This window comes from Ensifer sp. D2-11, from assembly GCF_054161295.1.
The window spans coordinates 292,163-318,409 of the sequence record NZ_CP096435.1 but is presented as its reverse complement, the minus strand read 5'-3'; the positions used below and the strand labels follow the sequence as shown (position 1 = coordinate 318,409).

22 protein-coding genes and 3 pseudogenes are annotated in these 26,247 nt (G+C 60.8%); 14 read left to right on the top strand and 11 right to left on the bottom strand.

The annotated features are described in order from the left end of the window. Positions 1 to 131 precede the first annotated feature (131 nt). The 4 genes from M1D34_RS27245 (at position 132) to M1D34_RS27230 (ending at position 3,765) form a co-directional block, all read left to right on the top strand. Entirely contained in the window at positions 132 to 1,187 is a 1,056-nt protein-coding gene (locus tag M1D34_RS27245) for an aldo/keto reductase (RefSeq protein WP_498785768.1), read from the top strand. Then, positions 1,157 to 1,870 carry a formylglycine-generating enzyme family protein gene (locus M1D34_RS27240; RefSeq protein ID WP_498785766.1) on the top strand — a complete coding sequence of 238 codons (714 nt, stop codon included), beginning with the start codon at positions 1,157 to 1,159 and terminating at the stop codon, positions 1,868 to 1,870. Before M1D34_RS27245 ends, M1D34_RS27240 begins: the two co-directional genes overlap by 31 nt. A gap of 147 nt (positions 1,871 to 2,017) precedes the next feature. After that, the gene (locus M1D34_RS27235; protein WP_498785764.1) at positions 2,018 to 2,899 is read left to right on the top strand and encodes a helix-turn-helix domain-containing protein; all 882 of its coding nucleotides are present in this window, start codon (positions 2,018 to 2,020) and stop codon (positions 2,897 to 2,899) included. A gap of 125 nt (positions 2,900 to 3,024) precedes the next feature. Next, positions 3,025 to 3,765 (top strand): SDR family oxidoreductase, encoded by a 741-nt coding sequence (locus M1D34_RS27230; RefSeq protein WP_498785762.1) that lies wholly within the window; start codon positions 3,025 to 3,027, stop codon positions 3,763 to 3,765. Between the two features lie 98 nt (positions 3,766 to 3,863). Here the strand turns inward: M1D34_RS27230 and M1D34_RS27225 are convergent. Then, positions 3,864 to 3,935: pseudogene (locus M1D34_RS27225) on the bottom strand (NADP oxidoreductase); the annotation flags it as partial. 287 nt (positions 3,936 to 4,222) lie between these two features. Here M1D34_RS27225 and M1D34_RS27220 point away from each other — a divergent pair. From M1D34_RS27220 to M1D34_RS27210, 3 genes are all read left to right on the top strand, one after another. Then, a complete protein-coding gene (locus M1D34_RS27220) occupies positions 4,223 to 4,723 on the top strand; it encodes a GNAT family N-acetyltransferase (protein ID WP_498785760.1) in 501 nt (166 codons plus the stop codon). Positions 4,724 to 5,599: 876 nt separating this feature from the next. Further along, positions 5,600 to 6,295, top strand: coding sequence for a helix-turn-helix transcriptional regulator (locus M1D34_RS27215; RefSeq protein WP_498785758.1), 696 nt, complete (start codon positions 5,600 to 5,602; stop codon positions 6,293 to 6,295). A gap of 231 nt (positions 6,296 to 6,526) precedes the next feature. Next, complete coding sequence (locus M1D34_RS27210) at positions 6,527 to 7,402, top strand: NmrA family NAD(P)-binding protein (protein WP_498785756.1); 876 nt, start codon at positions 6,527 to 6,529, stop codon at positions 7,400 to 7,402. A 96-nt stretch (positions 7,403 to 7,498) separates the two neighbouring features. On the opposite strand, the gene M1D34_RS27205 is transcribed toward M1D34_RS27210, so the two are convergent. Both M1D34_RS27205 and M1D34_RS27200 read right to left on the bottom strand, forming a co-directional pair. Beyond that, positions 7,499 to 9,394, bottom strand: coding sequence for a GGDEF domain-containing protein (locus M1D34_RS27205; protein WP_498785754.1), 1,896 nt, complete (start codon positions 9,392 to 9,394; stop codon positions 7,499 to 7,501). A 379-nt stretch (positions 9,395 to 9,773) separates the two neighbouring features. Further along, positions 9,774 to 10,988 (bottom strand): annotated as a pseudogene (locus M1D34_RS27200) (ABC transporter ATP-binding protein); the annotation flags it as partial. On the opposite strand from M1D34_RS27200, the pseudogene M1D34_RS27195 reads away from it, so the two are divergent. Beyond that, positions 10,980 to 12,317, top strand: a pseudogene (locus tag M1D34_RS27195) (ABC transporter permease subunit); the annotation flags it as partial. The pseudogenes M1D34_RS27200 and M1D34_RS27195 overlap by 9 nt on opposite strands. A 588-nt stretch (positions 12,318 to 12,905) precedes the next feature. On the opposite strand, the gene M1D34_RS27190 reads toward M1D34_RS27195, so the two are convergent. After that, entirely contained in the window at positions 12,906 to 13,064 is a 159-nt protein-coding gene (locus M1D34_RS27190; RefSeq protein ID WP_498786284.1) for a hypothetical protein, read from the bottom strand. Between the two features lie 433 nt (positions 13,065 to 13,497). Between M1D34_RS27190 and M1D34_RS27185 the strand changes: the two genes are divergently transcribed. Beyond that, the gene (locus tag M1D34_RS27185; RefSeq protein WP_498786247.1) at positions 13,498 to 13,926 is read left to right on the top strand and encodes a CopG family transcriptional regulator; all 429 of its coding nucleotides are present in this window, start codon (positions 13,498 to 13,500) and stop codon (positions 13,924 to 13,926) included. Positions 13,927 to 13,956: 30 nt separating this feature from the next. Continuing rightward, entirely contained in the window at positions 13,957 to 15,219 is a 1,263-nt protein-coding gene (locus tag M1D34_RS27180; RefSeq protein WP_498785752.1) for an extracellular catalytic domain type 1 short-chain-length polyhydroxyalkanoate depolymerase, read from the top strand. 390 nt (positions 15,220 to 15,609) lie between these two features. Here the strand turns inward: M1D34_RS27180 and M1D34_RS27175 are convergent, their stop codons facing one another. Further along, positions 15,610 to 15,801, bottom strand: a complete 192-nt coding sequence (locus M1D34_RS27175; RefSeq protein ID WP_028004014.1) for a CsbD family protein — start codon at positions 15,799 to 15,801, stop codon at positions 15,610 to 15,612. A gap of 1,365 nt (positions 15,802 to 17,166) precedes the next feature. Between M1D34_RS27175 and M1D34_RS27170 the strand changes: the two genes are divergently transcribed. After that, positions 17,167 to 17,826, top strand: a complete 660-nt coding sequence (locus M1D34_RS27170) for a phytochelatin synthase family protein (protein ID WP_498785750.1) — start codon at positions 17,167 to 17,169, stop codon at positions 17,824 to 17,826. Between the two features lie 279 nt (positions 17,827 to 18,105). Here the strand turns inward: M1D34_RS27170 and M1D34_RS27165 are convergent, their stop codons facing one another. Next, positions 18,106 to 19,023: a DMT family transporter gene (locus M1D34_RS27165; protein ID WP_498785748.1), complete on the bottom strand. Its 918-nt coding sequence runs from the start codon at positions 19,021 to 19,023 to the stop codon at positions 18,106 to 18,108. 173 nt (positions 19,024 to 19,196) lie between these two features. On the opposite strand from M1D34_RS27165, the gene M1D34_RS27160 reads away from it, so the two are divergent. From M1D34_RS27160 to M1D34_RS27150, 3 genes are all read left to right on the top strand, one after another. Next, the gene (locus M1D34_RS27160) at positions 19,197 to 20,063 is read left to right on the top strand and encodes a helix-turn-helix domain-containing protein (protein ID WP_498785746.1); all 867 of its coding nucleotides are present in this window, start codon (positions 19,197 to 19,199) and stop codon (positions 20,061 to 20,063) included. 106 nt (positions 20,064 to 20,169) lie between these two features. Beyond that, positions 20,170 to 20,394: a helix-turn-helix domain-containing protein gene (locus M1D34_RS27155; RefSeq protein ID WP_498785744.1), complete on the top strand. Its 225-nt coding sequence runs from the start codon at positions 20,170 to 20,172 to the stop codon at positions 20,392 to 20,394. After that, positions 20,349 to 21,062 carry an ISL3 family transposase gene (locus M1D34_RS27150; RefSeq protein ID WP_498785742.1) on the top strand — a complete coding sequence of 238 codons (714 nt, stop codon included), beginning with the start codon at positions 20,349 to 20,351 and terminating at the stop codon, positions 21,060 to 21,062. The genes M1D34_RS27155 and M1D34_RS27150 overlap by 46 nt, the downstream gene beginning before the upstream one ends. Positions 21,063 to 21,107: 45 nt before the next feature. Here M1D34_RS27150 and bioZ read toward each other — a convergent pair whose 3' ends face one another. Genes bioZ through bioB form a run of 5 tightly spaced genes read right to left on the bottom strand, consistent with a single transcriptional unit; the run spans position 21,108 to position 26,155 of the window. Further along, positions 21,108 to 22,097 carry a 3-oxopimeloyl-[acyl-carrier-protein] synthase BioZ gene (gene bioZ / locus M1D34_RS27145; protein WP_498785740.1) on the bottom strand — a complete coding sequence of 330 codons (990 nt, stop codon included), beginning with the start codon at positions 22,095 to 22,097 and terminating at the stop codon, positions 21,108 to 21,110. Continuing rightward, complete coding sequence (locus M1D34_RS27140; RefSeq protein ID WP_498785739.1) at positions 22,094 to 23,362, bottom strand: adenosylmethionine--8-amino-7-oxononanoate transaminase; 1,269 nt, start codon at positions 23,360 to 23,362, stop codon at positions 22,094 to 22,096. Before M1D34_RS27140 ends, bioZ begins: the two co-directional genes overlap by 4 nt. Next, complete coding sequence (gene bioD, locus M1D34_RS27135; RefSeq protein WP_498785737.1) at positions 23,359 to 23,997, bottom strand: dethiobiotin synthase; 639 nt, start codon at positions 23,995 to 23,997, stop codon at positions 23,359 to 23,361. The genes M1D34_RS27140 and bioD overlap by 4 nt, the downstream gene beginning before the upstream one ends. Further along, positions 23,994 to 25,139: an 8-amino-7-oxononanoate synthase gene (locus M1D34_RS27130; protein ID WP_498785735.1), complete on the bottom strand. Its 1,146-nt coding sequence runs from the start codon at positions 25,137 to 25,139 to the stop codon at positions 23,994 to 23,996. Before M1D34_RS27130 ends, bioD begins: the two co-directional genes overlap by 4 nt. Further along, positions 25,136 to 26,155: a biotin synthase BioB gene (bioB, locus tag M1D34_RS27125; protein WP_498785733.1), complete on the bottom strand. Its 1,020-nt coding sequence runs from the start codon at positions 26,153 to 26,155 to the stop codon at positions 25,136 to 25,138. The genes M1D34_RS27130 and bioB overlap by 4 nt, the downstream gene beginning before the upstream one ends. Positions 26,156 to 26,247: the final 92 nt, after the last annotated feature.

Genomic DNA, 26,247 nt, shown 5'->3' with positions numbered 1-26,247 from the left:
TGCGCACGGCGCCATACCCCAACAGATGCCAAAGCCGAAAAATGGGTCAGGATCGAGCAAATGATCAGGATCCGGCGCGCGCCGCGCCAGCCCGCCACCTAGTCTGCCTCTATCACAATAGGGACTGGGACATGACTTTAGGACATCATACGAAGCGTCGGACATTCCTGACCGGCTCGGCAGCTGTCGCTGCGACATCGATTTTGGCTGCGGCTCTTCCGGTTCGCCCGGCCGGCGCACAACAGGCCGGCCGCACGCCGATCAGACGCCCAATCCCGAAATCGGGCGAGATGATCCCGGCCATAGGCCTCGGCACTTTCGAGACTTTCGACATCCTACCCGGCGAGCCCCGAGATGATATTCGTGATGTCATCCGATTGTTCCACGAGAATGGTGGGCGGGTCATCGATACTTCCCCGCTTTACGGGATGGCCGAGGTTTGTGTCGGTGATTTCATCATGGACCTCGGTATCGCTGACGACATCTTCATCACCAACAAAACATGGACGACAGGCGACTATCTTTCGGACAATAGCCATTCGGAGCGACAACTGAGGCAATCGCGCGAAAGGCTCTGGCGGGAGCGGATCGACGTTCTGCAAGTTCACAGCCTCGAGAACCACGACCAGGTGCGCCACTGGCTGGCCCACAAGAAAGCCGAGGGCTCCGTCCGCTACATCGGGATCACGCAATGGAGTCCCGAGTATTACGACACGATGGAGCGCCTCGTGAACACGGGCACGCTGGATTTCGTGCAGATCGCCTACACGATCGTGACACGGGCGGCCGAACAGCGGCTGCTTGATGCATGTTCTGCGAACGGCGTCGCAGTCCAGGTCAACATTCCCTTTGAAAAGGCACGGCTGTTCACGCCTGTCGCCGGGCAGCCGGTTCCGGATTTCGCAAGGGAACTGGGTATCGAGACCTGGGCCCAATATTTCCTGAAATGGATTATCTCCCATCCGGCGGTGACCAACGTCATCCCTGCGACCAGTCAGCCCGAGCATGTCGTCGATAACATGGGTGCGCTTTACGGCGACCTTCCCGATCAGGCGATGCGCAAACGGATGGCGGATCACTACACCGGGCTGACAGGCGTCGCGGACGCGCTTAAACAACCTCCCTATCCCGGCAAGAATTATGGAGGCGTCGTCACGTGGCCTTTCCCGCAACCCAAGCGTACCTGACATTGATAATATTCCTAGTCGCACCGCCTGCCGTCCTTGGCGCCAGCGACCGGATCGCCATCGGAGATTTTGCCATAGACCGCAACGAGGTCACCATCGGTGACTTCGCTGTCTTCGCCGAAGCAACGAAGCTGAAGACGGCCGCCGAACAGGAAGGCGGGGGCCATGAATGGGGAAACGGCTGGGAACGCCGTCCCGGCTGGACGTTTCGCACCCCCTATGGTGAACCACCACTAGACACACTCGAACCTGCCGTGCATGTCAGCTGGCACGAGGCAAGAGGCTACTGCGCTTGGGTCGGCGGGCGCCTGCCGACGCGCGAGGAATGGCGGCTGGCAGCCTACCGGGAACATGGCGGCGGGTCGGCAGCAGGCTTCATCACGGGTACTACATATCGGTATCCGACCGGCGCGACGCCTGAAGGGGCAAATACCAGCGATGATGACGCGTGGGCGAGGCATGCGCCACGAGGAGCCACCCGGCAGGGCGTCAATGGCCTCCACGACATGGGTGGCAATGTTTGGGAATGGCTCGCGGACCGGGAAGGCGGCGACGCGCTGACCGCCGGGGGCTCGTGGTGGTACGGTCCAGACAAGATGCGGGAAGAGTCCATGCAGTGGAAGCCCGCCGACTTCTACGTCGCCTATATCGGATTCCGCTGTGCCTATGACCTTAAATCCTAACTGCTGCAAGAATGCTCTCACGGACTATTGAACGATGCGGTGGAAAAACCACCGATATTTCGGATGCGTGTACCTGTAACCAGCCATACGCTCGGCATCCTACCCGCTGGATACAGCATGGCGGGAGGCTAGCCGAGTGGTGTACCAATGCAACAGACGATGAAAACCGAAGACTGGCAACTGACGCAACCGCCCCAGGACCATCTTAAAGCCGAATGGTCCGGTGGCCGGTTTGAGACCGCCCGGAGAGGTCGTACGGGGGAGGTCGAAGGCAAGATCGAGCCGCACTTCCACCTCATTATGGTGACCCTAAACGGCGGCGCCGCCTATCATGCCTTTCGGACGGACGACGGGTATCGGTATGAGGGGCGCGACGCCAAGGGCATGATTTCCTTCTTGCCTGCCGGTTGTCGGCGCGAGCTCATTCTCCGCGACGTCGCCTGGGAATGGGGAGCAATCGCCATCGATCCGGCCATGGCGAGCCCGAGGCTGGCGAACATCAAGTCTTTCTTGGTCGGCCGCGACGACTTCATCTATGGCATGACGGCGCAGATGGGTGGCGTCTTCCATCGCGACGGCAGTCTGGATGCCACCTACGGCTCGACAATGGCGCTCGCCCTTTCCGAATACCTCTCCAACAGAATTGCAGGGCGGCGGCAGGCAGACGCCTCGGCTAGGTACACGCTGACGCGACGGCAACTCAACGACACCTATGAGAGGATCGACGCCATGCTGGCGGCGCCTATCGCCATCGCCGACTTATCGATCCCACTTGGTATTTCAGAGGGTCACTTCTTCCGGGCATTTCGTGGAGCAACGGGCGAGACGCCACTGCAGGCAATTTCAAACCGGCGGATGGACCACGCGGCCCGCCTCTTGAGCGAAACGGATTTACAGATCATCGAGGTAGCGGCGCACTGCGGGATAGAGAGCCCGAGCCATTTCGCGCGCCTTTTTCGCACCCGCAAAGGCCATTCCCCCTCGGAATGGAGAAAGCGATCTAAAGCTGGCTTCCTCCGAGATCGGTAGTCGGCCAGGTTCCCGACGCGACGCACAGAAGCGGCAAACAAGAGGCTTGGGGCGCGATTTGACAGTAATCGCGTCGGCGATGTTCTCGAAAACCACACAACGCCCATGTTGCTGAGAGGAAGTCCATGACCAGATTTGTTGGGAAAAACGTTCTGATCACAGGCGGCACGAGCGGCATCGGACTCGCTGGCGGACGTCGCATCGTCGCAGAGGGCGGAATGGTTATTCTGACCGGGATGAACGAAGACAGACTGGAGGCGACTCGCAAAGAGCTTGGCGACAAAGCAGTAGTTGTGAGAAACGATGCTGCTGATCCTGCGGCGTCTGCAGATCTTGCCGAGATTGTGAAATCTGCTGGAGGAATAGATGGACTTTGGCTCAATGCGGCATTCGCGACACTGGGCCCGCCAGAAGAAATTCAGGCTGGTGACTTCGACAGGATGATGGCTACGAACGTGCGTGGTCCTATGCTTCAGTTGGCGATGCTCTCACCACTGCTAAGGCCAGGCACCTCGATCGTTCTCACCTCGTCCAGTTCGACCTATGAAGGTGCGTCAGCTACCAGCCTGTATGCGGCGAGCAAAGGCGCTGTCGTCGCGATGGCCCGTTCCTGGGCTTCAGCAATGGCTCCGCGCGGCATCCGTGTTAATGTTTTGGTTCCCGGTCCGATCGAAAGCAATTTCCGAAGCTTCTTGCCAGACGAAGCTCGCCGGGAGTTCGAACGCTTCGTATTAAATCAAGTGCCGCTAGGACGAGTCGGAACGGCCGATGAAGCAGCGGCGGTGGCATTGTTCCTTCTCTCTGACGATTCTTCCTACGTCACGGGCAGCCAATATGCAGTCGATGGCGGGTTGATCATGCACTGATAAGCGACAAGCATAATGTGCCGACGGTTTCGCTTGCTTTTTCAGGATCTTGACTGCTGGTGTGGAGAAGATGCATTTATGCGAAGGGCGATGCCCGATCAGCCGAATTTCGCGAGATTGAGCGCCGGAAGTGGCCCGCCCGGAAACTGTACAAGACGTCCGCCGACCGAGATCGACCTTCGATCCGGTGTCATCGCCGCGTAAAACAGCACACGGCGGCCAGCCACCTACGTGTTCCTGGCCCAGGGTGTCTATCGGGCCGTCACCGAGCTCGGCTTTCGGGTGGGGCACGATGAACCGGCGGCTTCGGCGACTCTGCCGCGGGACATCGCTGTCTTGTCAGTTCCTGAGAAATCGATACGATCGACGATCGATCACGTTCAGGCGTGAAGTGACCAAATGACGGCTTAGAAGCCCGAATTTGCCTTTCGACGCCTTCGTTCGTAAGGTGAGAAGTATGGCACCAGCAGCTTATACTTTTCGACCCGCCGCAATCAACGACCTTCCTCTGCTTCAGACATGGCAAAGCCTTCCACACGTCCGAGAATGGTGGGATGATGGCAAACCTTTCGATGGAGCGGAGCTGTGTGATACGCGCGTTACAAGATGGATTGTCGAACTGAATGGCCAGCCCTTCGCATATATGCAGGACTATTCGGTTCACGGATGGGAAGAGCACCATTTCGGGCATCTTCCACCTGGGTCGCGCGGGATAGACCAATATATCGGCGTTCCCGCGATGATCGGGGGTGGCCATGGCACAGCCTTCATTCGGCAACGGATGCACGAATTGTTTGCTGCTGGAGCGCCCGTAATCGCCGTCGATCCGCATCCTGAGAACACAAGGGCAATAACCGTTTACAGGAAGCTCGGATTTCGGATTGCCGGCGCGGAAAGGGTGACGCCATGGGGTCTCATCCTGCCGATGGAGGCCCGCCCACGCCAGCTTGCTGAATGATCGCATTGTCCGTTTCAGCAGCTCTTCTTTCATGCGCCACCGCGCGCCCCTGAACAGGCTTAGCAAACCCGTTCAGCACGCCTGACCGAGGCTGACCTCCCTGCCCCGCGGCGGCTTCTCTGAGCGTCGTCTTAGAGCGCTCCGTGTTCGATTTGCTGGATAAGAATGAGAGCCTTCCCTCTGTCGTTACTAGCTTCGCAGCAAGGATTAGCGCTGCGTTAACACCAGTCGCCCCGCCGACCCAGGGAGATCCTGCATCGGCCTCTGATCAAGTACTGCGCGATCCTGCGCCTGCGACGACACCCTAAAACCAAGTGCGATCAAAATCGGGAGCTCCAAGCGATACGAGCGGCCACAGCGCTGCTTACCTTTTTCTCTGCTGACATCGTGTTGCGATCACTGCACACTTAACGCATCCTTGTGGCTCGGTCATTGCCGATACTTTCGGTGCCCCTGCAGGTATGTCATCACCGGGAGAGCGCCTCAAATACATCCCACCGGTGAATCATGTTCACCGGTGCGCCATGAGGGGTCGAGACCTTACGGAGCCGCGGTTCGGTCAACAATATTACAGCCGGAAGGGCCCGACAACGGTCGTGAACTGATGCAAGCTCAATTTGCACGTTTGTTTAAGCGAGAGACCTGCCGTATGGTGAAGGTTCACGGCATCTCTCGAGCTATCGCATTATGCTGACTTCTTCCCCACCCTCCTCGCAGATCCTTTTGACCAGCGACGGCAGAGCGTGGCGAAGGCTTGAAGCGCAGTATCTCCACATCCACAAGGGAGTCTCACGGGTACCGGGTCGCGCTACACATAGGCTTGGCATGCATTTCGGCCCTCCGGTTAATGCTGACTGTTCATGCGGAGGAAGGCGGATGCGCCGGGTCCAGAAGCCGGGCGACATCGACATCATACCTGCAGGTGTAGACGGTTCCTGGGAAGACGACGCCGACTGCCAGATCTTACGCCTGAGCCTTCACCCGACGCTGTTGCGTGAGGTCGCAGAAGAGCTCGGCCGCGATCAAAAGACCGAGTTGCTGCCAAGACTGCAGGTGCGAGATGCTCGCATCGAGGCGATTGGGTGGGCGATCAAGGCAGATCTCGAGGCAGACATTCCCTCCGATCCCCTCTATGTTGATCTCCTTGCCAATGCCCTGGCAGTTCGACTGATCGAGATCGCGACTACCGGCTCAGCACTGGCAGAGAGCCGCAGTGGTTTACAGCTGTCGGCACGCCAGCTTCGGATCGTCACCGAGTTCATTGAAACCAATCTGGATCAGAAACTTCACCTTGCCGACCGTGCTGCGATTGCCGGTGTCAGCGTCACGCGTTTTAAGGCTCTGTTCCGCAACAGTACCGGCATTCCCGTGCATCAATATGTCATCCGACGTCGCGTTGAATATGCCCGCTCCCTGATCACCACGACAGCAATGACTGCAAGCGAGATCGCCCGAGCAGCGGGCTTTGCCCATCAAAGTCATATGGCCTCGACGATGCGCCGTCTCCTCGGCGTCACACCCGGCGAGATCGCCCGACCAGCCAAAGAATTCCGCCCGATCCTGCTAAGATAAGCCTGAATCTGCGCGACGATGCCTATCCCGACACCGTATTCCTTGCTCCTGCATAGCAAGGAATAGGAGCCGATCACTGTGTCACCAGCCCAAATATCGGACGAGACTGCTTGGACAGTGGTACTCGTCAAGGAATTCTAGGCCGACACCGTCGCAGCATCGTCTAAGCGCTTTTGTCACTTTCGCCTCTGAGGTCGGCAAGCAGACTACTGAAACACAGGGGTAACGATTATGTATGCGATTCTCGGAGCCGCCGGTAAGGTCGGCTATTCCACGTCATCCGCGCTGCGCCAGGCCGGCGTTCCGGTTAAAGCAGTCCTTCGCGACACAACAAAATCAAGCCGTCTTTACGCGCTTGGATGCGATATCGCTGTTGCCGATCTGCAGGACCCGAATGATCTTGCCCAAGCCATAGCTGGGTGTATTGCCGTCCAGGTCATCTGCCCTCCCCTGCCTTACGTTCCGGACACGGCCGACGACATGGTCCGATCGATCGACAGTATCGTCTGCGCCCTCGGGCAGGCGCGTCCGGATCTTGTATTGGCCATCTCCGATTACGGCGCGCATGTGAGCGACGATATTGGAATGCCCACCATTTTCCGCTACTTCGAGGAGCGCCTCGGCGAACTGCCCATCAGGAAGATCTTCCTGAGATCGGCCGAACATATGGAAGGATGGGCCGCCCGCTTTCCCATCGCGAGGGCCACCGGCACTCTCCCAACCTTCCATCACCCTGTTGAGCGCGAATTTCCTACTGTCTCCGCGCACGACGTCGGGATGATTGCGGCCGACCTGCTCCTGCGGCGAGGCCAAGAAACAAACCAGCGTATCGTGCATGTTGAAGGACCACGCAGATACAGCGCCGCAGATGTCGCCGCAGCCTTCACTGGTCTGTTGGGACGCGTCGTGACGGCCTGGGCTGTGCCTCGCGGAGAATGGCTCGAGACCTTGGGCCGAGTCGTGAGCCCGAGTGCCTCTGAGCTTTTGGTGAAGCTCTACGATGCTCACAACCGAGGCGGACTTGTCGATGTCGAACCTGGCGGCGAGGTCCGGTATGGCAACTCGGATTTGATTGCGGCCCTTCGTTCAATGAAGCCCGCAAGTTGACTACCGAATGAACCCCGCGCGCCAACCGGCGGAGCGACCTCACGCTCCGCCGGTTGGCGCATGCTCTACTCGGTGCGTCCGGCGCTGTGATGTCGCTCACGAGCAAGATGCAGCCTTATGATCCACGGTGGCCACAAAAGTATGCGGATGAAGCTGCGCGACTAGACTTGGCGGCAATGTGTTGCGCGTGAATCGAACGCGGTTACGGCCTTCAGACTTTGCCCGGTAGAGTGCTGCGTCGGCATTTGCTATCAATTCTGGCCACCCGTCCTCGCCACGGCGTCCGCACGCGACGCCGAAACTTGCTGTGACACGAAACGGCGCATCATCGGGCGTCGTGAAAGTAGAATTCTGGATTGCGAAGCGAATCTTTCGCGCGATCTGTATGGCCCCCAAAAGATCGTTGCCGGGAACCAGGATGGCAAACTCCTCACCGCCGAACCTGGCGACGAGATCGGATGCACGAAGGTGAGCTCTCAACAGTTCAGCAGTTTGAACGAGGACCCGATCGCCAAAGAGGTGACCGACCGTGTCGTTGACCTGCTTGAAGTGATCAATATCTATGAGAATGAGACACAGGTATTCGTCGGCGGGACTTTGGGTCGACGACGATCGAGCGAAGCGGTCGAGCATTCTGCGATTGAGGAGCGCTGTGAGACCGTCGGTCTCCGCCTGGCTCTTCAACTCGCTCATAAGCATGGTGCGTTCCTGGAGTTTTCCCCGCAACTCTTCGATTGCCTCAAAGAGGCTTCGCATCTCTCCTGCTCGGGCGGCATCGGCCGGCAGAGGGACCTGGCGATCAGCCGCTAAGTGCAGAATATTGGCGTGCGCTTGCAGGAGAGGACGAAAAACCTCGTCCCGCATCGAAAGCATGATCCGGACGAGGAAGGCGAGGACGGCGGTGGTCGCGAGCAGTGTTATTGCGAGCGTTGTTAGTGCTCCAACCTGCGCAGCTGTGAATCGTTTTTCGACGGTATCGAGAAAGGCACTCAGGTAGGTCTCGATTGGCGACATGGCCGGAACATAACTGTTGGTGAACTCCGTTGCTGTCAGAGTGTACGCAGGGGCGCTGCGTCCCTCGCTAATGACTTCATCGACCAGGCCCAGACCATCGCGAAAGAACTTCTGCTCTATTTCCTTACGGCTGGTTAACAGTGCCGGAGCGCTATAGACGGGTGCATGGCGGCTAACCAGTTGCCAGAGCTCCATGAGTCGGCCTCGTGCGACACGACCGTCAATCAAGTTTTGCAGTGGTATTTTCTGGTTTGTTGCGAGAGGCGCGATGATCTCGGAGCCTACTCTGCCACTATGGTCGCGCAGGTCACTAAGCATCTGGCCGATAAGTACCGGCGCTTCGAGACCGGTGCTGTGGTGGACCAGCTCGCTGGCGTTCCACGCGATCAAGGCCCTGAACTTGTCCGAGACCTCGAACATGCTTTCGATTGCGTTCTGGACTTCGTCGAGCTTCAGGCTTGCGCGTGAAACGGCTGCGACGTGGTCAACCTTCGCGCGCGCAACAAATAGTTGCCGGCGGACATCCTGCAATAAATCGGCTGGGACGGGGTGCACGTGCAATCCGAAACGGGCAACAGGAGCCGCTTCGAGCTGGGCCAAGGCACGATCGCTGCGCACCCTGAATTTAGCCAACCGCAGCATGCTTGCGCTGTCGGGCGATGGTTCCTCTGACATCACAGCATTCGCTGGGCCTCGCTCTGCCGCAAGGTAGTTCGCGGTATCAAGTATCAACCGATACTGCTGAACGTCTTGCAGATTTTGACGCGACAAAGTGAAGTCACGATAGGCCGGCACAACGATGGACAGCGCCAGAATCGCCGTGCAAAGAAGCGCAAGGATGATCCGGATGGAAATCTTGCGATCAAAGCTCTGGTGGGAGGCAAGTGCGACTTGGCCAGCGTGATCAGTGCTCTCAGGGTATAATTTGGCAGCTCTGAGGATACTATTATGAAAACAAGAAATTAATATTTTATACATGTCACCAATTCCCGACATAACTGCAATTTTGTTGTCCGCCACCTTTCTCGGAAGAGCGCAGTTTGAGGCGAGCTTCATTTTTCACGAATGTCATTGGTTAGAAGTTAATTGAGTTCGAATAATTTAGATCCCGAGCGTTTTAGGCCTGAACTGCCCCGGCTTTACCTGAGACCGTTTGGTTTAAGTTATGCGGCCATAGCTGGCGCGCCCAGCATGGCAGAAGACGCGGTGGAACCAATCAACCCATTCGGGTGTTGCGAATTGCACTGCCTTGACGTTGCGCCTTGGTCCACGTCGATGGATGACCTCGATCTACGGCGCGATCCGCCCTCGTCGCCCTTGGGACGTTGACAGCCATTAAAAGCGCCCCAGGCGATCATCATGTGCTGTTGAGATCGATCACATGATCTGTTCCCATGATGACTGTCCGTCGATGGGTGATCGCAAGCACGGTTACATCCTCCGCGAGCATCCGGATATGTTCCATGACGTCGCGCTCGGTGGCCGCGTCGAGCGCGGAGCTCGCCTCGTCAAGGAAAAGGATGGCTGGATCGCCGTAGAGGGCGCGGGCGATGGCGATGCGCTGGCGCTCGCCGCCGGAAAGTTTCAGGCCGCGCTCGCCGACCTTTGTCTCGAGACCGTCGGGGAGCGCCTCGATGAAGGGCAGGATGGCGGCCTTCCCGACTGCCAGGCGCAGCCGGGTTTCATCACGCGGACGGCCGAGCAGGATGTTGTCGGCGAGGCTTTCGTTGAGCAAAACGACGTCCTGTGGAACGACGGCGGCGCCGCTATACCAGTCGGCGCGGTCGATCATCGCAAGGTCAACTCCGTCTACTAGGATGCGCCCCTCGTCCGGCTCCACAGACTTCAGTGCCAACTTGAAGATGGTCGACTTGCCGGAGCCGGTTTCTCCGACCAGAAACGTGATGCCGCCGCGTTCGGCCGTGAAGGAGATATCCTTCACGCCGCGTCCGTTGCCATAGGCGTAAGCGACGCTGTCGAAGACGATGCGACCCGCGCGCGGAACGAAGGTCGGCGCATGGGGAACCTGCCGTTCCTCTGGCGCCGCCCACATGGCGGCCAGCGGCGCGAGCGCCGCGCGTGAGCGGACCACGTCGTCGATGGCGTGCGCAATCATCTCGAAGGGCATGTTGAGCTGGAGCAGCAAGGTGTTGAACAGCACGATGTCACCGATCGTCAGGGCGCCGGCCTCGTAGCGCGGCAGCAGCAGCCAGAAAGTGACGGCGAACTGGAGCGTCATGCCCAGTCCGAGCAGGGCGATGTAGCCGACGCGCTGCAGCACATAGGCGCGCCAGTTGTCGCGTACCTTCTCAGCCTTCTCAGTGAAGCGCCGGGTCATCCAGTCATGGCTGCCGAAATGCCGTAGCGTCTCCATGGCGTTCATGGCGTTGCCGACGAAGCGGGCGTTCTCCTGCCCGGCCTCTATCGCCTTGTCGAGGAAGACACGGGCGCGACGAGCGGAGACGAATGTGAGGGCCACCGCGGCGAGCCCATAGGCGACGACGATCGCGGCCACCTGGATATTGATCAGCGCGCCGACGGTGACCAGCGTCAGCAGGATCTGCACTGCACCACATCGGGCGCGGCCGGCGCAGCGCTGACGGCACTGCCGGAGTTTCTCCTGTCATCGGTGCTGCTCGTAATCTTTGCGGCCTGGCTGAAATGGTTTCCCCCCTATGGCTGGCGCGGCATCAACTATGCTGTGCTGCCTGCCCTGGCACTCGGGTTGCCGGCCGGTGGATTGCTCGGACGCCTCTTCAGCGATGGGCTTTCGGCGACGTTTTCCGAGCGATGGGTTGCCACCTGGTTCGTGGCAGGCTTTCCGCGCTGGAAGATCGCCCTCGCCGTGCTCAGGCGAACCCTACCTAGCCTGATGCCGCAGGTCGGTATAGTAATGGTTGGCCTCACAGGAGGCGCTATCGCGGTCGAGCAAGTATTCTCCATTCCCGGTCTCGGAAGAGCGACACTGGGCGCAGCGTCGGCGCAGGATCTCCCTGCGTTACAGACCGGCATCCTCATCCTTTTGACAATTGCGGTCGTTCTAGGGGGCATGGCAAATTTCGGGCGGGCGCTTCTTCTTGGGCGGGCATTGCGTCTCGGCGCTCTGCCCGTGCCGCGGGTCGAGAGTATGTCTCGACGTTACAGTTGGTTGATACCGGTCATCGCGGCGGCGACGCTTTTGGTCCTGATTGTCGCCGGCCTGGCGCGCGATCCCATTACCTCCACATTTATGCGCCTGCAGCCGCCGAGCTTTGAACTACTCCTTGGCGCCGACGCGACCGGACGCGATATTCTTGCTCGCGTCAGTCATGGCGCATTGTCGACCATAACAATGACCGTCGTTGTCGTGTCCCTGTCCCTCACCCTCGGATTGATCATCGGGCTTGCTCCTCGGGTGGCAGCCGGCCCCATAGAAATCACGAAGGCGACCCCGCCCGTCATTGCTGGCCTTATCGTGTCAGGTCTTGCCGGGCCAAGCACTGGCGGAGCCATCATCGCCGTCACGGCTGTCGCCTGGGCGCCGCTTGCCGCCCACACGGCGGCACTCGTCTCGGAAGTGCTGGCGCAACCGCATGTCCGGATCACTCCCATTCTCGGCGTCGGCCGCTTCCGACTAATGACGCGCTACGTCTTGCCGGCAGTGATTGGCCCTGTGTTCCGGCATGCCATGTTGCGGTTACCCGGCACAGCCCTGGCCCTCGCGGCGTTGGGTTTTCTGGGTCTGGGCCCAAGACCGCCCTCCCCTGAATGGGGCCTCGTCCTCGCCGAAGGTATGCCATATCTGGAGCGCGCCCCGTGGGCGGTCCTCATTCCGGCGCTGGCTCTAGTTCTGCTATCGATCCTCGCCGTTTCACTATCCAGTATTCTTGGAACGACAGAATCACCCTCGCGAAAACCGTAACCGCGTTCTCTGACCAATGCCCACGCTCACACCGAAGCCATCCAGCAAGCCATTTCAACGCCTGTTTCGGCGTTAGCATCTTCAAGCAGTTACGTTGGTCCACGCCCCTGCCGTATGCAGTGGCCGGGTCGGCCTGCTGCCCTGCGCCGGGCGCAATGCTGCAATGCAACATCGTCCCTATTAATTCAGGGGGAGTGAATTATTCTCCTCCGTGTCGAAGCGCTGTACCTCCTCCCACGGCGCCAGACGCCGATCGGTTCACTCCTCCTCCCAGGACCGATCTAGTTCAGAGACCCCGATGCACCTCCTCCCGCATCGGGGTCTTTCTGTATCAGGATGTTCCGCGGCGATCTCAGCCCGCTCCGCGACAAGCCGTGGTGGTGAAACAACGGAATTACTCTCGCAGAAACCCCAATCGCGGCATTGCAGGATTGTGCAACTGCCAACACTACTTCGATGGTGTCGGGCGAGATGAGATAGTGCCCCTCCTATTACCGAGCACTGCCGACGCCGACGTGCCCCTATCCGCGGCGGCAGATAGCAAGCTCTTGATCCAACCACCAGCCAGGATGATCAGCCCGGCCATTTCTATGCGGCAAGCCTCTTTACGGCTTCGGCCGCAGACAGGCCCTCGACCCGAATAGCGTAGTCAAGCGCCGTGACCGTCGCATTGCCGAGATGGAGGGCTTCCAGTTCACCAATCGCGGCGGGTGTGATCTGCGGCTCCACATCTCGCCGGACGATCAACGTTGCCGCGTCCGCGACCGCTTTCTCGAAGGCACCGAAGCATTCGGGTGGCCTGCCGATACTGGAGCGCTATCGCGGCGGCCAGACGCTTCCCACCCCGAAGACGATCGACTTTGAGCCGAGCATCCTCCTAGGCTGCGTTTCCGGCGAACTCGTTTCACTTACTCCACGCATTAGAAAGCCGTGCATGGCCGCGCTCGGAGGCGAACCATCGGATGGTCCACAGCTCGCTCACCTCGCGCGAAGGAGCGGGAGCTCCCGCCGACGACATCAGCACGGCTTCTAGCGTTTAGGCCCTCAGGCATCGTGCCTCGAAACAGTTGGCCTGGAGTCCTCGAAGCTGATCTGAACTGTAATTCCGCCGCCCGCAACACCATGGCTCTTGCAATTGAGCCAGAGCCATCCATATACCATCCATAAACCTGGTATTTGGATGGACAACATGAGGGATGATGGCTACAAATTTCGCGAAAGGGGCGGTGAATCAGAGAAGATCACCATCAATCTCGGCTATGTCGATCTCGGTCGCATCGACCTTCTCGTGCAGGAAGGATTCTATTCCAATCGCACCGACTTCATCCGCACAGCGATCCGCAACCAGCTCACGTCCGAGGCCGAGGCGGTCAAGCAGTCGATCGTCCGGCACACGCTGGAGCTGGGTTTGCGCGACTACAGCAGAGCCGATCTGGAATCACTGAAGGCGGCCGGAGAGAGACTTCACATCAAGGTGGTCGGGCTTGCCCGCATCGCTCCCGACGTCACACCGGAACTTGCTCTGGCAACAATTGAGTCCATCACCGTGCTCGGTGCACTCCAGGCCAGTGCCGAGCTGCGATCGGCACTGGCCGAACGTATTCGATAGAACTGCGGCCCGACCAACAAGGACAAGTCGATGAATGAAGATTTTGCCACGGCCATGCGTCGTGCTGTACAGTCCACGCGCGCCCTGAACCTCGTCGAGGCGACACGCGTGATCCAGGATGCACTGGCCGGCCGACCGGCCTCCGATACTCGCACCTCGACACATCCGGAGATCACACCACCGCCGCCAGTTCAGCGTTCCACCCCATTTCCGCTTGATCCGGATGCGGAGATCATCGAACCGTCGGCAAAGCCTGAGGCCGAAGAGCCCGCCCAAGAGGTTGCCCATCGCATCGCGTCGCGAAGGTTGCGGAAATCCTTGGGAGAAACCGTACGGATCTTGCGCGAAAATCGGTTGGTACCCGGCGTTTTCGGATCGCTTCACGGCGCCGGCCTGCCGGGCACCGCCAAACATGCCCGCCAGCCCATCATGCCGGAGGGGGCACAGTTCCTGGCGCGAGCCTTCACCTGCCCTGCGGGCTCTCGAAGCTACAGGCTTTACGTTCCCGCATCCGCAACCGATCGGCCCCGCGGCCTTGTCGTCATGCTTCATGGCTGCAAGCAGGACCCCGAAGACTTTGCAGCGGGAACCGGCATGAACGCGGTCGCCGAGACGCACGGTCTGGTGATTGCCTATCCCCGTCAAAGCAGCGCCGACAATGCGTCGTCCTGCTGGAATTGGTTCAGGCCCGCCGACCAGATGCGCGACCGGGGAGAGCCCTCGATCATCGCGGGGATCACCAAGGAGATCATGTCGGAATTCGGCCTCGATCGCAGCCGCGTCTTCGTGGCAGGGCTATCGGCAGGGGGCGCAATGGCGGCGGTCATGGGCGAGACCTATCCCGATCTCTATTCCGCCGCAGGGATTCATTCCGGCCTGGCCTACGGATCGGCCAACGACGTTATGTCAGCTTTCTCCGCGATGCGTGGCGATGGCGGTCTTGCAGACAGTCCGAAGCGGCTCGCCAATCGGCACCGGCTCCGGACGATCGTCTTCCAAGGAAGCGCGGATCTGACGGTCCATCCCTCCAACGCGGATCGGATCGTCGCGGCGGCAATGCCAACTGGCGCGGGATGCGCCGTTCGTCAGGAACCCGGCCGCTGCGCCAGCGGGCGGAGCTATACAAGAACCATCGTAACGGACCGCGCGGCAGGGCCGGTTGTCGAATACTGGCTGGTGGAGGGTGCCGGCCATGCCTGGTCCGGCGGCCATCCCTCTGGAACGTATACGGACCCGCATGGTCCGGATGCGTCTTCTCAAATGGTTCGGTTCTTCCTCGATGGGCAGGATTGACGGCAAAGGCGATCATCGCCGCCGCCGACAACGACATCATCTGCACGGCGGTGGCGGCTGGCGTTGACGCCGCGCTTGTCGACGACATTGAAAGGAGACTGCCCGTTCCCTGTGTTCGCCCCGACCGACGAGGCCTTCTCGCTGCCGCAGGGCATTCTTGTAAGCCGGTCTGCTACATGGCACTCCGCCCTGCGGCCTTTAATGGCCGCCTCAGTCGCTCCGAGCGCTACTCGCCTTCGAGGGAGCGGCCGCGCCGGCCCGCTTCAGCCCCGCTACCGATGGGTAGCTTGGGCCTCGGGCAAACGATCGGAGGGGCTTTCCTTTGCTCACAAGAGAAACCTGTTCCGCCAGGGCACAGAACAGGTTCGCACTAACCGCAGCTTCAATGCTTTAAGTCTTGTCGACAGCGTCCTTAACTGCGTCCTTTAGCTTTCCCTTGGCTTGCTGGGCACCGCCCTTTGCCTTTTGCGCCGCGCCCTTGGCGCGGAGCGAGTTGTTGTCGGTTGCATCGCCTGCGGCCTGCTTGGCCTTGCCAGCGAGCTCATTGGCCTTGCCGGCCACTTTGTCCTTTGCACTGCCCATGCGGGGTCTCCCGGTTTGGAGGACGCGACTTGCGCCCTCACAGGCGCTCGAACGAGCGGCTCGGCGCTTTGTTCCCATTTGATCTGGATCAGGCGGCACGCGTCAGCACCAGGCTGCGGTCCTCCAGCCTAAGCTTTGGCTTCACCGATATCCTCGCCCTGCACCTGGAATCCGAAGTGGTCAGCTCCACGATCAACTTGCGCCTGCGGGTTCGGGAAGCTTAAACCCAACCGGCCCATCACCGGATTGAAGCGTGGTGGCACCGAGGGCGCTGGCGGTTGCCGCGGCTATTGTGGCTTGGTCCGGCCTACACCGTCCGTTGGCTGGAAGAGCCAACGCCGCGGCGCCGCATCGCGCTTGTCCTTCCCGAGAGGCTTTCCAGATTGATACGGCCAATATACGCAGACGACTACATGGCGGCCGGCCTTCGTAAATTATGAATTACTAAAGTGATTGGACCGGAGGGGACTAGGGGGCTATACCCGGTGCTCCACCAGAAGCTTATCTTTTGATGACGCTCAAGGATGTGATTCATTTTTAGAGAGGAGCCCGCTCAGCGGGCTCCTTTTGCGGGTCGTTACCAAAGTACCCCTCTACGGGTGATTGGGACGACCGTCCCAATGCAAAGTGCGGGCGTTGACCTGATCGCACAATCGATCGGCCTGAATCGATAACCGAAGCGTCCAACGTGAGATCTCATCACTTTTTCACGTCTCCAGGCGGGCTCTTTAAGACCCGCAATGCTCTCGCTGCATTTTTGGGCTGAGCCCATTCATTTTCCAGGCACCTATCGTTGCGACGTTTCCCGCGAAGCCTGCCATCAACCACCACCGCCAGAAAGCGCCGGCAGATGTTCCCTGCCATGGAGCTGCTTTGCCTATTAACCGTAAAAGCCGAGTACCGGCTCCTCGTACCCTCTGGAGGAGAATTGTGGTTTCGGCGACTCTGCGTCTGCTGGGCTGCTCGCGCTCGGCTTGCTTCCAAGCAAGGAGCTTTATGCTCGGCCGGCCTATGCAAAGGCGGGAACCGAGGCCGATTCTCCGGCAAACCGCTCCACTTGAATGAAGTGGTAGAGTTGTGGGAGAGTTTTCGAGAGAAGGCACGTGGCGACAACGCGAATGTCGCTCGCGCCGCGAGCGGCGGCGCTGAACGCGGCACACAACCCTCGCGTCGATGCTTGACCGGTTGGCGGCTGCATATGGCGTCGATATCCTGACCTTGTTTGTTGAGCCGCCAGCTTCGCCTATGAATGGAAGGCAAGCAGCATTGCTGCGTAAGCGCTGGCCGCCATCGACTACGGCCAGAAATCAAGGGGAACATGATGGTCAAGCCCGCCGTAGCATTCAAGCAACCGAGTGGTGATGCATGAGGTGGGCCAGGGCACTTGCGGGGGTCGCTGTCGCGGCGGTGCTCGCTGCCGGGGCTGCGACCCTCCTTGGTATGCCTGCCGGCGTTTCAAGCGAGACGATCCAACTATCGGTGACGAGAACACCCGACCTTTTGCAAGGGGCCTGGTCGCTGCCGGTCGCGCGGACCTTTCAACATCAAATCGTCTGGCAGTCCAATGCATCGCTGTGTGGCCCGGCGAGTGTCGCCAATACATTTCGTTCGATCGGCGAAGAGGAAACGACGGAAGCGGCTGTGCTCGATGACACCGGATATTGCTGGACAGGCTTCTGCCTCATTGGTCTGACGTTGGACGAACTCGCGGAGCTTACCCGACTGAAGACCAGACGCAGCGTAACGGTGCTCCGCGAGCTGACCGTAGACGAGTTTCGGGAACACATGAAGCGGTCAAACGACCCAAGTCGTCGTTACATCATCAACTTCAATCGAGAAGGCATCTTCCGCGCCGGCAGTGGCCATCACTCGCCGATTGCGGCCTATCTCGAAGAGCAAGACATGGTTTTCGTCCTGGACGTCAATGAAAGATTCAAGCCTTGGCTCGTCGAACGGGAACGCCTATTCAAAGCCATGGATACGTTGGATGGCGACCGCAAGCGCGGTCTGCTCTTGATTGAATAGCTGCCGCTCAGCGAGCGAGGCTCGTCGCCAGACCGGCTCAGCGGCCGGTGAGGATAGAGGTTGGCATGGAGCACCCCTACCGTCTCGCTCGCCGTTCTGCCCTTATGCCTCAAATGTCAGACCTGATCCTGGACGGAGAAGCGCAGATGCGAGTGCTGGCCAAGCTTCGTCGCATATGAAGTGGGCGTGACGAGAGGTCGGGTAGGACGACCCTTGATCCCGTTCGATGGAGAACGGCGGACATCGGTTAGTCAGTCCTCCGCCTTCTCCGAGGTATCCTCAACGCTCAGCCCCACCGCCGTGCGCCGCTCCAGCCTCCATGACGGTCGCCCGACGCTTCATTAGCACGAGCACGTTTCCCAGCATGACGAAGCCTAAGCCGGCTACTGAAACTGGGGTAAACCTGTAGTCTTCCAACAATACCGATATGCTAAGCGCGACGATCGGGAACAGCACCGTCATGTATGCCGCCCGCTCGGCCCCAAGGCGATGTACCACTGTGAGATAGGTCGTGAAGCCGATCACCGAGCCGGGTATGGCGAGATAGAGCAGCGAAGTGATATAGGTCGGCGATGCATCAAAGGTGAAGGGCACGCCGCGGAAGAATGCGAAAAGCGCCACAATCGCCGCTCCATACAGCATGCCCCAGGCGTTGACCGTTGCGACCTGTAGCCCGTGGCGTTGATTCCGAGCCGAGACGAGGTTGCCCGCGGAGAAGAACCACGTTCCCAGCAAGGCGAGCGCCAATCCTCTCGCCGTCCCAGAATCCAGTGCGGCCTCAGCCAATGTATCACTGAACAGGCAGGCTATGCCGACGACACCAAACGACGCTCCGACGAGAATACGGCCGGAAGGTCGGCGGCGGTGGAAAAGAAAGCCGTTGATCATGTTGAAGATCGTCGCCGCCGAGAAGACCACCGAAACGACGCCGCTCGGAATATAGCCAGTAGCGACATAGAAGCAGATGAAATTGCAGGAGAACAGGCACAATGCCTGGAGCAAGATCCACGGCTGCTGACCCGGGGGTATCGCGCGCAGGCGGCCCGTCGTCCGAAGTCCGATAAACAGGACCGCGGCGGCCAGCGCGAATCTGTAGACCACCGAGGCCTCAACGGGTACGGCACCAAGTTGGTAGTGGATAGCGATCCAGGTCGTACCCCAAATCAACACTGTCAAAGCATAGAAGAACGCCGTCACTGAAGATCACCCTAACTGGTTCGGTGCCTTCAGAATCTGCCATTGGGTCTTTACGCGTCTTCTCAATCTATGCGGCCGCTTTGCACATTCTTGCTGTTTTTGTCTCCCACTTGTTTGCCCGTATCGCGTTGAGCGGGTAATTTGCGGTGGTTCCTCAGAGAAGCGGTGTATGGATGAAAGCGCATGGTCTCGACGTTCCTATGGCCCTATCGCGCATAGGAGCCCGGCTTGAGCGGTCCGGGGCGGTTTACAAGGGTCTGTCGGTCGCGGAATGGAGCAATCGCGATAGTCGCGCGGCCTACGATCACCCGCAACACCACACGATCAGCCTTTACCTGGAGGGCGGCTTTCAAGTCGTTCGCGAAGAAGCCCCGTCTTCTCGGGGCGCGCCCGGCAAGATCTGTCTTTTGCCAGCAGGCCACGAAAGCCGATGGCTTATCAGGGGCTCCATGCGGATGTTCCATCTCTACGTCGAACCCGAGCAACTCGCCTACCGCGCTCTCACCGGCTTCGACTTGGACCCGCGTCGTATCGACCTTATGGACTTGACCTTCTCGGATGATCCCGCCATCGCGATGCTGATCAAAGGCGGCATCTTGTCCCTTGATTGGAAGGACGCCAGCGACCGCCTGGCGTTGGATTCGGCCTGCCAGCTGGTGATCTATCAGATTCTGAAACGGCACGGCGTCCGGCCGGACACACCGCCGCTGCACGGCGGCCTAGCGACAGCGGCCTGCCGCCGGATAGTCGACTACATCGAAGCACATCTTGACCAGCCGCTGGTGCTGGATCACCTCGCCGGCGAGGCAAATCTCAGCACCTACCATTTCGCCAGGATGTTCCGGGTGAGTTTCGGGATGCCGCCACACCGTTATGTCGATCAGCGACGCATTCACCGGGCCTGCCATCTGCTGCGTGATCCGACTAGAACCATTGCATCTATAGCCTTGTCATGTGGCTATAGCTCCCAGAGCCATCTCACTCGCGCGTTCAAGGCGAAGACAAGCGTCACTCCGGGCGAATGGCGCGCAGCGCTTTAAAAAACAAGGCCGGACCGCGCCCTTGTGGATGTGCCGGCCCTGTGGTTCGGGCGGTTCTTTCCGAAGCCAGATGACGAACGCACGTAGCATCGATCCTTAAGCGGCAATGCGCCTTTCCTGGTTTAGCGCCGAGCCACAGCATACCCGGCTCATGGCAGCGGTGCGTCACGCTCATCGACAATCACGGCAGGCGGTGTTCGATACTGTGCACGCTTTGAACAAAGAAGGTCTGTCCTATTCGGAGATCGCACGTCGCACCGGCTACGGTCGGCGCAGCATCGCGAAATGGCTGACTTCGAGACGCCACCCGACCGACAGAAGTCGGCTTTGAAGCCAACATCCCCTTTATACTTCGAGGCGTTCCTCGGGGCGTGCTGGAAAGATGGCAATCGCTGCGGACGGCATCTGTTCCACGATATCAAACAGCGCGGCTACACGGGCAGTTTCTCGAATCTCGAGCGGCTTCTCGCTAGCTGGCGGCGCCCCGAGCGGCCGGTCGAGGACAGCGCGTCGCCCGCTCCGATCATACCGCGTCACCCGGGCCGCGATGCCGTCCCGATACGCGATCAGGACACCGGCCATGTGATCTCGCCGGTAGTCGCTGCTGCCCTCTGCCTGAAGCCGCGAAGCATGCTGACGATCAGCCAGGCGAGAAGGGTCGATGCTTTGAAACAGAGCTCGCCTGAATTCGCTTCAATGCGCAGCCTTGCTATGCGCTTCCGCGGAATCTTTCGCAGCCGCGACCCAGGTAAGCTCGACAGCTGGATTGACGGTGCCCTTAACTCGGGTTTGGTCGCAATTGCGCGGTTTGCACGCATCCTGCACCGCGATCTTGACGCCGTCTTCAACGCCATCGAACTGCCGTGGAGCAACGGCCAGGCGGAAGGCCAAATCAACCGCCTGAAGACAATCAAGCGTGCGATGTATGGCAGAGCTGGCCCCGAGCTGCTCAGGGCACGCATGCTGCCGCTCAACAATTTTTATCACCACACAAAGTGAGGAAGACCCCCTTTATCAGCCAAGCGACACGAGTTCCAAAACCATCTAGATGCCGATGAGCACCGCCCCTCCGACTAGTCCCGCGCCGGCCGCTGTCAGCAATATCTGTTCCCCGGCTGTGAAAGGCTTGACCCCGTGTGCAACCGAGAGCGAGAGCGGGATCGTCGCGGCTGAGGAGTTGCCGTGGTCCTCAATGGTCCGCACGGTTCTTGATCGGTCGATGCCGAGATTGCCGCAAACCGCGTTGACGATCCGCACGTTCGCCTGGTGCGGCACGAAGCGGCTGACGTCCGCGGCCCCAAGACCGGCATCGGCGAGCGCGCGCTTAGAGCAAGCCGTCATCATCTCGACAGCGCGGGCGAATACCTCCCGCCCGTCGCGCATCGCCATCAAGGCATCCGCCGCCGCCATGCCCGACGCGAAGGGCCGGCTGCTGCCGCCGGCGGGAATCGTGATCAGGTCGTAGCCGCTTCCGTCCGAGGCCAGATCGACGCCGATGAGGCCCTTGTCCGGATCGTCGCAGGGAGCGACGACGACGGCGCCGGCCGCGTCGGCGAAAAGCACGGCGCTCGCCCTCTCCGCCGGGTTGATCCGGCGGCTCAGAATATTGGCGGCCACGACGAGGACCGGTTTTCCCTGAGTGCGGACGAAACCATCGGCGAGCGTCAGCGCGTAAAGAAAGCCCGAGCAGGCGCCGGCAAGGTCGATCGCACCGGAGTTGGAAAGGCCGAGACGATGGACTAGCAGCGGCGCCGATGGCGGCAGCAGGTGATCGGGCGTCGAGGTCGCGAGCAGGGTTAAGGCGATGTCGCGTCGCGGAATCCCCGCCTCCTGAAGTGCGGCCTCTCCAGCTTTAGCCGCAAGGCCGCTCAGCGTATCACCCTCCTCGACCCAGCGCCGCGTGCGGATGCCGGTGCGGCGCTCAATCCAGCCCGGCTCGAGCCCGAGTTGCGTTTCGATCTCGGCATTGTCGACGCGCCGCGCCGGCACGAAATGGCCGAAGCCGGCAAGGCGAGATGACCGGGCGCAGCTCATAGCCGCCCCGCCGCGAAGGCTGATGCCGCCTCGTCGATCGCATCATAGGCCCGGTCGAGATCGGCATCGGTTACGCAATAGGGTGGCATCAGATAGATGACATTGCCGAGCGGGCGGATGAGGAGCCTACGCTTGCGGAAGAAGGCCCGGAGCCGCGGTCCGGCATCCGAGAGATAGCCGCCCGCCGGCGCGGCAAGATCGAGTGCGGCGATCGTGCCGGCCTGGCGAATGTTGCGGAAGCGCGCGTCGGCTTCGACGCGCTGCAAACGAAGGCGCTGCTTCGCCGCGAGCGCCTCGACGCGCGCGCCGACCGGCTCCGCCTCCCAGATGCCGAGATTGGCGAGAGCGGCCGCGCAGGCGATTGGGTTGGCCGTATAGGAGCTCGAATGAAAGAACGTCCTGCGGCGGTCAGTCGAAAGATGCGCATCGAATATCTCGCCCGTGCAAAGCGTCGCCGCCAGCGGCAGCGCGCCGCCCGTAAGTCCCTTCGAGGTGCAGAGGATGTCAGGTGCGATCCGCGCCTGCTCACAGGCGAAGAGCGTACCCGTCCGGCCCCATCCAGTCATCACCTCGTCGGCGATCAGCAGGCTGCCGTGCCGCTCGGCGATCCGCTTCAGTTCGGTAAGCACGGAAGCCGGATATATCTTCATTCCGCCGGCGCCGAGCACCAGCGGCTCGACGAGCAACGCCGCAACCTGACCGGACGCGCAAAAAGCCTCGAAGGCGTCGAGCGTCTGCTGATCGCGGCCGGCTTCGGGAAACGGCAGCCGGTCGACGGCGAATAGAAGCGGCTCATAAGCCGCGTTGAAGACGCCGCGTTCGCCGGTCGACATCGTGCCGATCGTGTCGCCATGGTAGCCGTGTTCCAAGACGCAGATGCGACTACGGGGGGCGCCGACATTGTGGAAGTAGCCGAGCGCCATCTTTAGTGCCACTTCCACCGCGGTTGAGCCGCTGTCGGAATAGAACACGTGCTTCAGTCCGGCGGGTGCCATCCCGATCAGGCCCTTAGCAAGTTCCTCCGCCGGCGCGTGGGTGTATTCGGCGAAGATGATCTGGTCATAAGTTTCGGAGGCGCGGCGGATCGCCTCCATGATCGCCGGGTGCCGGTGGCCATGGGTAATCACCCACCAGGAGGAGATCGCGTCGAGTATCCTCGCGCCATCCTCGTCGACGAGATAGGCGCCGTCGGTGCTGACGACCCGTTTCATAGGCGCTTCGAGCGCATGCTGGGTAAAGGGGTGCCATACGGGGGAACTTCTCATGCCGCCACCTCGCGGAAGCAATCGATGTCGAAATGCGCGCGAAAGGCTTGCCGCAGGGCATCCGGCGTCAAAGGATCGAGCCGCGGCAATCGCCCGAGCACGCGGGCCCGCCCGAGCGCGGCGATGGTGCCTTGAGTGTCCGCCTGCTCGTCGCCGATGAAGGCGACGCCAACGATCGGGATCGCGCGAGCGCGCAGTGCTTCGAGCGATAGCAGCGTGTGATTGATCGTCCCGAGCGCGGTGCGGGCACAGAGGACAACGGGAATCCGCCAGCGCGCGAAAACGTCGGCAAAGACAGTCTGTTCCGTGAGCGGCACCATGAGCCCGCCTGCGCCTTCGATGACGAGCGGCGCGTCGGTCTCAGGCGGCGAAAGACCGTGCGGCAGGATCGTGACGCCGTCGAGCTTGGCAGAGAAGTGGGGCGAGGCGGGTGTCGTTAGCCTGTAGGCCTCCGACAGGATGCGGTCGGGCGCAATCTGCCCGAGCCGCCGCACAGTTTCCCTGTCCGTCTCGCCGTCGAGGCCGGACTGCACCGGTTTCCAGTAGCAGCCCGCAAGCGCATCGGTGAGTGCCGCAGCAAAGACCGTCTTACCGATGCCGGTATCCGTGCCGGTGACCACCATGCGAGGCGTCATGGCCCCTCCTCTGCGATCGCGATCTTGAGTCTCTCCAGCATCTCAGCGATCGTCGGCCGGTCGACATTCAGCGTGATCGCGATCCTGAGCCGCGCCGTGCCTTCGGGCACGGTCGGCGGGCGAATCGCGCGGATATCGAAGCCTTCGGTGCGCAGGCGCGCCGCAATCCGCACCGCCCGGGCATTGTCGCCGATCATGACTGGCAGGATCTGAGATCCGCTGCCCTCGATGCCGAGGGTTGCGTCAAGCACCTCATTGGCGAAGGCCCTGAGCTCATCGAAAGCCGCTCGGCGCTGCGGCTCATCCGCGAGGATCCTCAACGCCTCGCGAACGGCGGCGGCCGTCAGTGGCGATGGCGCGGTCGAATAGATGAAGCTGCGGGCGCGGTTGACGAGGTAGTCGCAAAGGATCGCCTTCCCGCCGATCAGCGCGCCCGAAACCCCCAGCGCCTTGCCGCAGGTATGCAGCACCACGACATTGTCTCGGCCCTCCAGCGAAGCCGAAAACCCGCGCCCACCGGGGCCGAAAACACCGGTCGCATGCGCCTCGTCGATCACCAGGAAGCCTTCATGCCGCTCCGCGAGGGCGGCGAGTTCGGCGAGCGGCGCCCGGTCGCCGTCCATCGAATATAGGCTTTCGACGGCAATCCACGGACGCCCCTTTCCGCCAGCAGTGCGCCACGTCGTGATCGCATCGGCAAAGGCATCGGCATCGTTGTGCCGGACCGCTACTGCTGCCGCCTTGCTCGCTGCCTTGCCCTCATGGGCGCTCGCATGGATCAACTCATCGTGGACGATGATGTCTCCGCGCTGCGGCAGGGTCGAGAACAGTGCAGCGTTGGCGGCATAACCGCTGCCGAAGAAGAGCGCCCGGTCCGTACCAAAAAATTCGGCCGCCTCCGCCTCCAGCGCCTGATGCTCCGGATGATTGCCGCCCAACAGCCGCGATCCGCCGGCGCCGACCGGCACGCCGCGATCGAGTGCCGCGGCGATGGCAGCCTTGAGACGCGGCGAATCGGCGAGTGCCAGATAATCGTTCGAGGTGAAATCGAGACCCCACCGGGGCGCGAGCGCCCGGCACCGCCCCTTGCGTTCAAGCCCCGCCAGCGTCGTTTCGTAACGGACGAGAGCGCGCAGCGTCATTCGGCCGGCTCCGGTTCGGCCAGATGCAGTCCCATCGGCTTCAACCCGAGGCGACGGAACAGCGCCGCATCATCATCCTCGGCGGGATTGTCGGCGGTCAGCAACGTCTCGCCGACGAAGATGGAATTGGCGCCGGCGAAGAAACAGAGCGCCTGCATCTCGGCGCTCATATCCGTGCGGCCGGCCGAGAGACGGACATGGGATTGCGGCATCAGGGTGCGGGCGAGCGCGACTGTGCGGACGAAATCGATCGGATCGACGGGTGGCGCGTCGGCGAGCTTCGATCCGGGGATGGGGATCAGCATATTGATCGGCACGCTTTCGGGGGCGGTTGGCAGATTGGCGAGCGTCACCAGCATGGCGATACGGTCGTCGACCGTCTCGCCCATGCCCAGAATGCCGCCGGCGCAGACCTTTATCCCCGCCTCGCGCACATTGGCGAGCGTCTCCAGCCGGTCGGCAAAGGTCCTGGTGGCGATGATCTTACTGTAGAAGCGCTCGGACGTATCAATGTTGTGGTTGTAGTAGTCGAGACCTGCATTCGCCAGCCGCTCCGATTGTGCCGGCGTCAGCATGCCGAGGGTCATGCAGGTCTCCATGCCGAGCGCCTTGACACCCTCTACCATGGCGACGATCGTTCCCATGTCGCGCTCCTTCGGGCTGCGCCAGGCGGCCCCCATGCAGTAGCGCGTCGCTCCGCCCGCCTTGGCCTTGCGGGCCTCCGCAACGACCGGCTCGACCTCCATCAGCTTCGAGGCCCTGAGCCCGGTCGGGTGGTGCGCCGACTGGCTGCAATAGCCGCAGTCCTCCGCGCAGCCGCCGGTCTTGATCGACAGGAGCCGGCTCATCTGCACGGCGTTTGGGTCGAAATGCGCGCGATGGACGGACTGTGCGCGGAAGAGAAGATCATTGAACGGCAGATTATAGATTTTTTTTGCATCGCCGAGAGTCCAACGCTCTGCAGCAGCACCGGATTTGCCCGAATTTCCCTCCGTTAAAGCGTGTACATCCGGCATTCTTAGCAATCCCTCTGGCCGATCTATATAGATAAATGTGGCGATTATCTATAATCTCTCTCCGGCGACCACGGCGCAACCAACTGATCGGA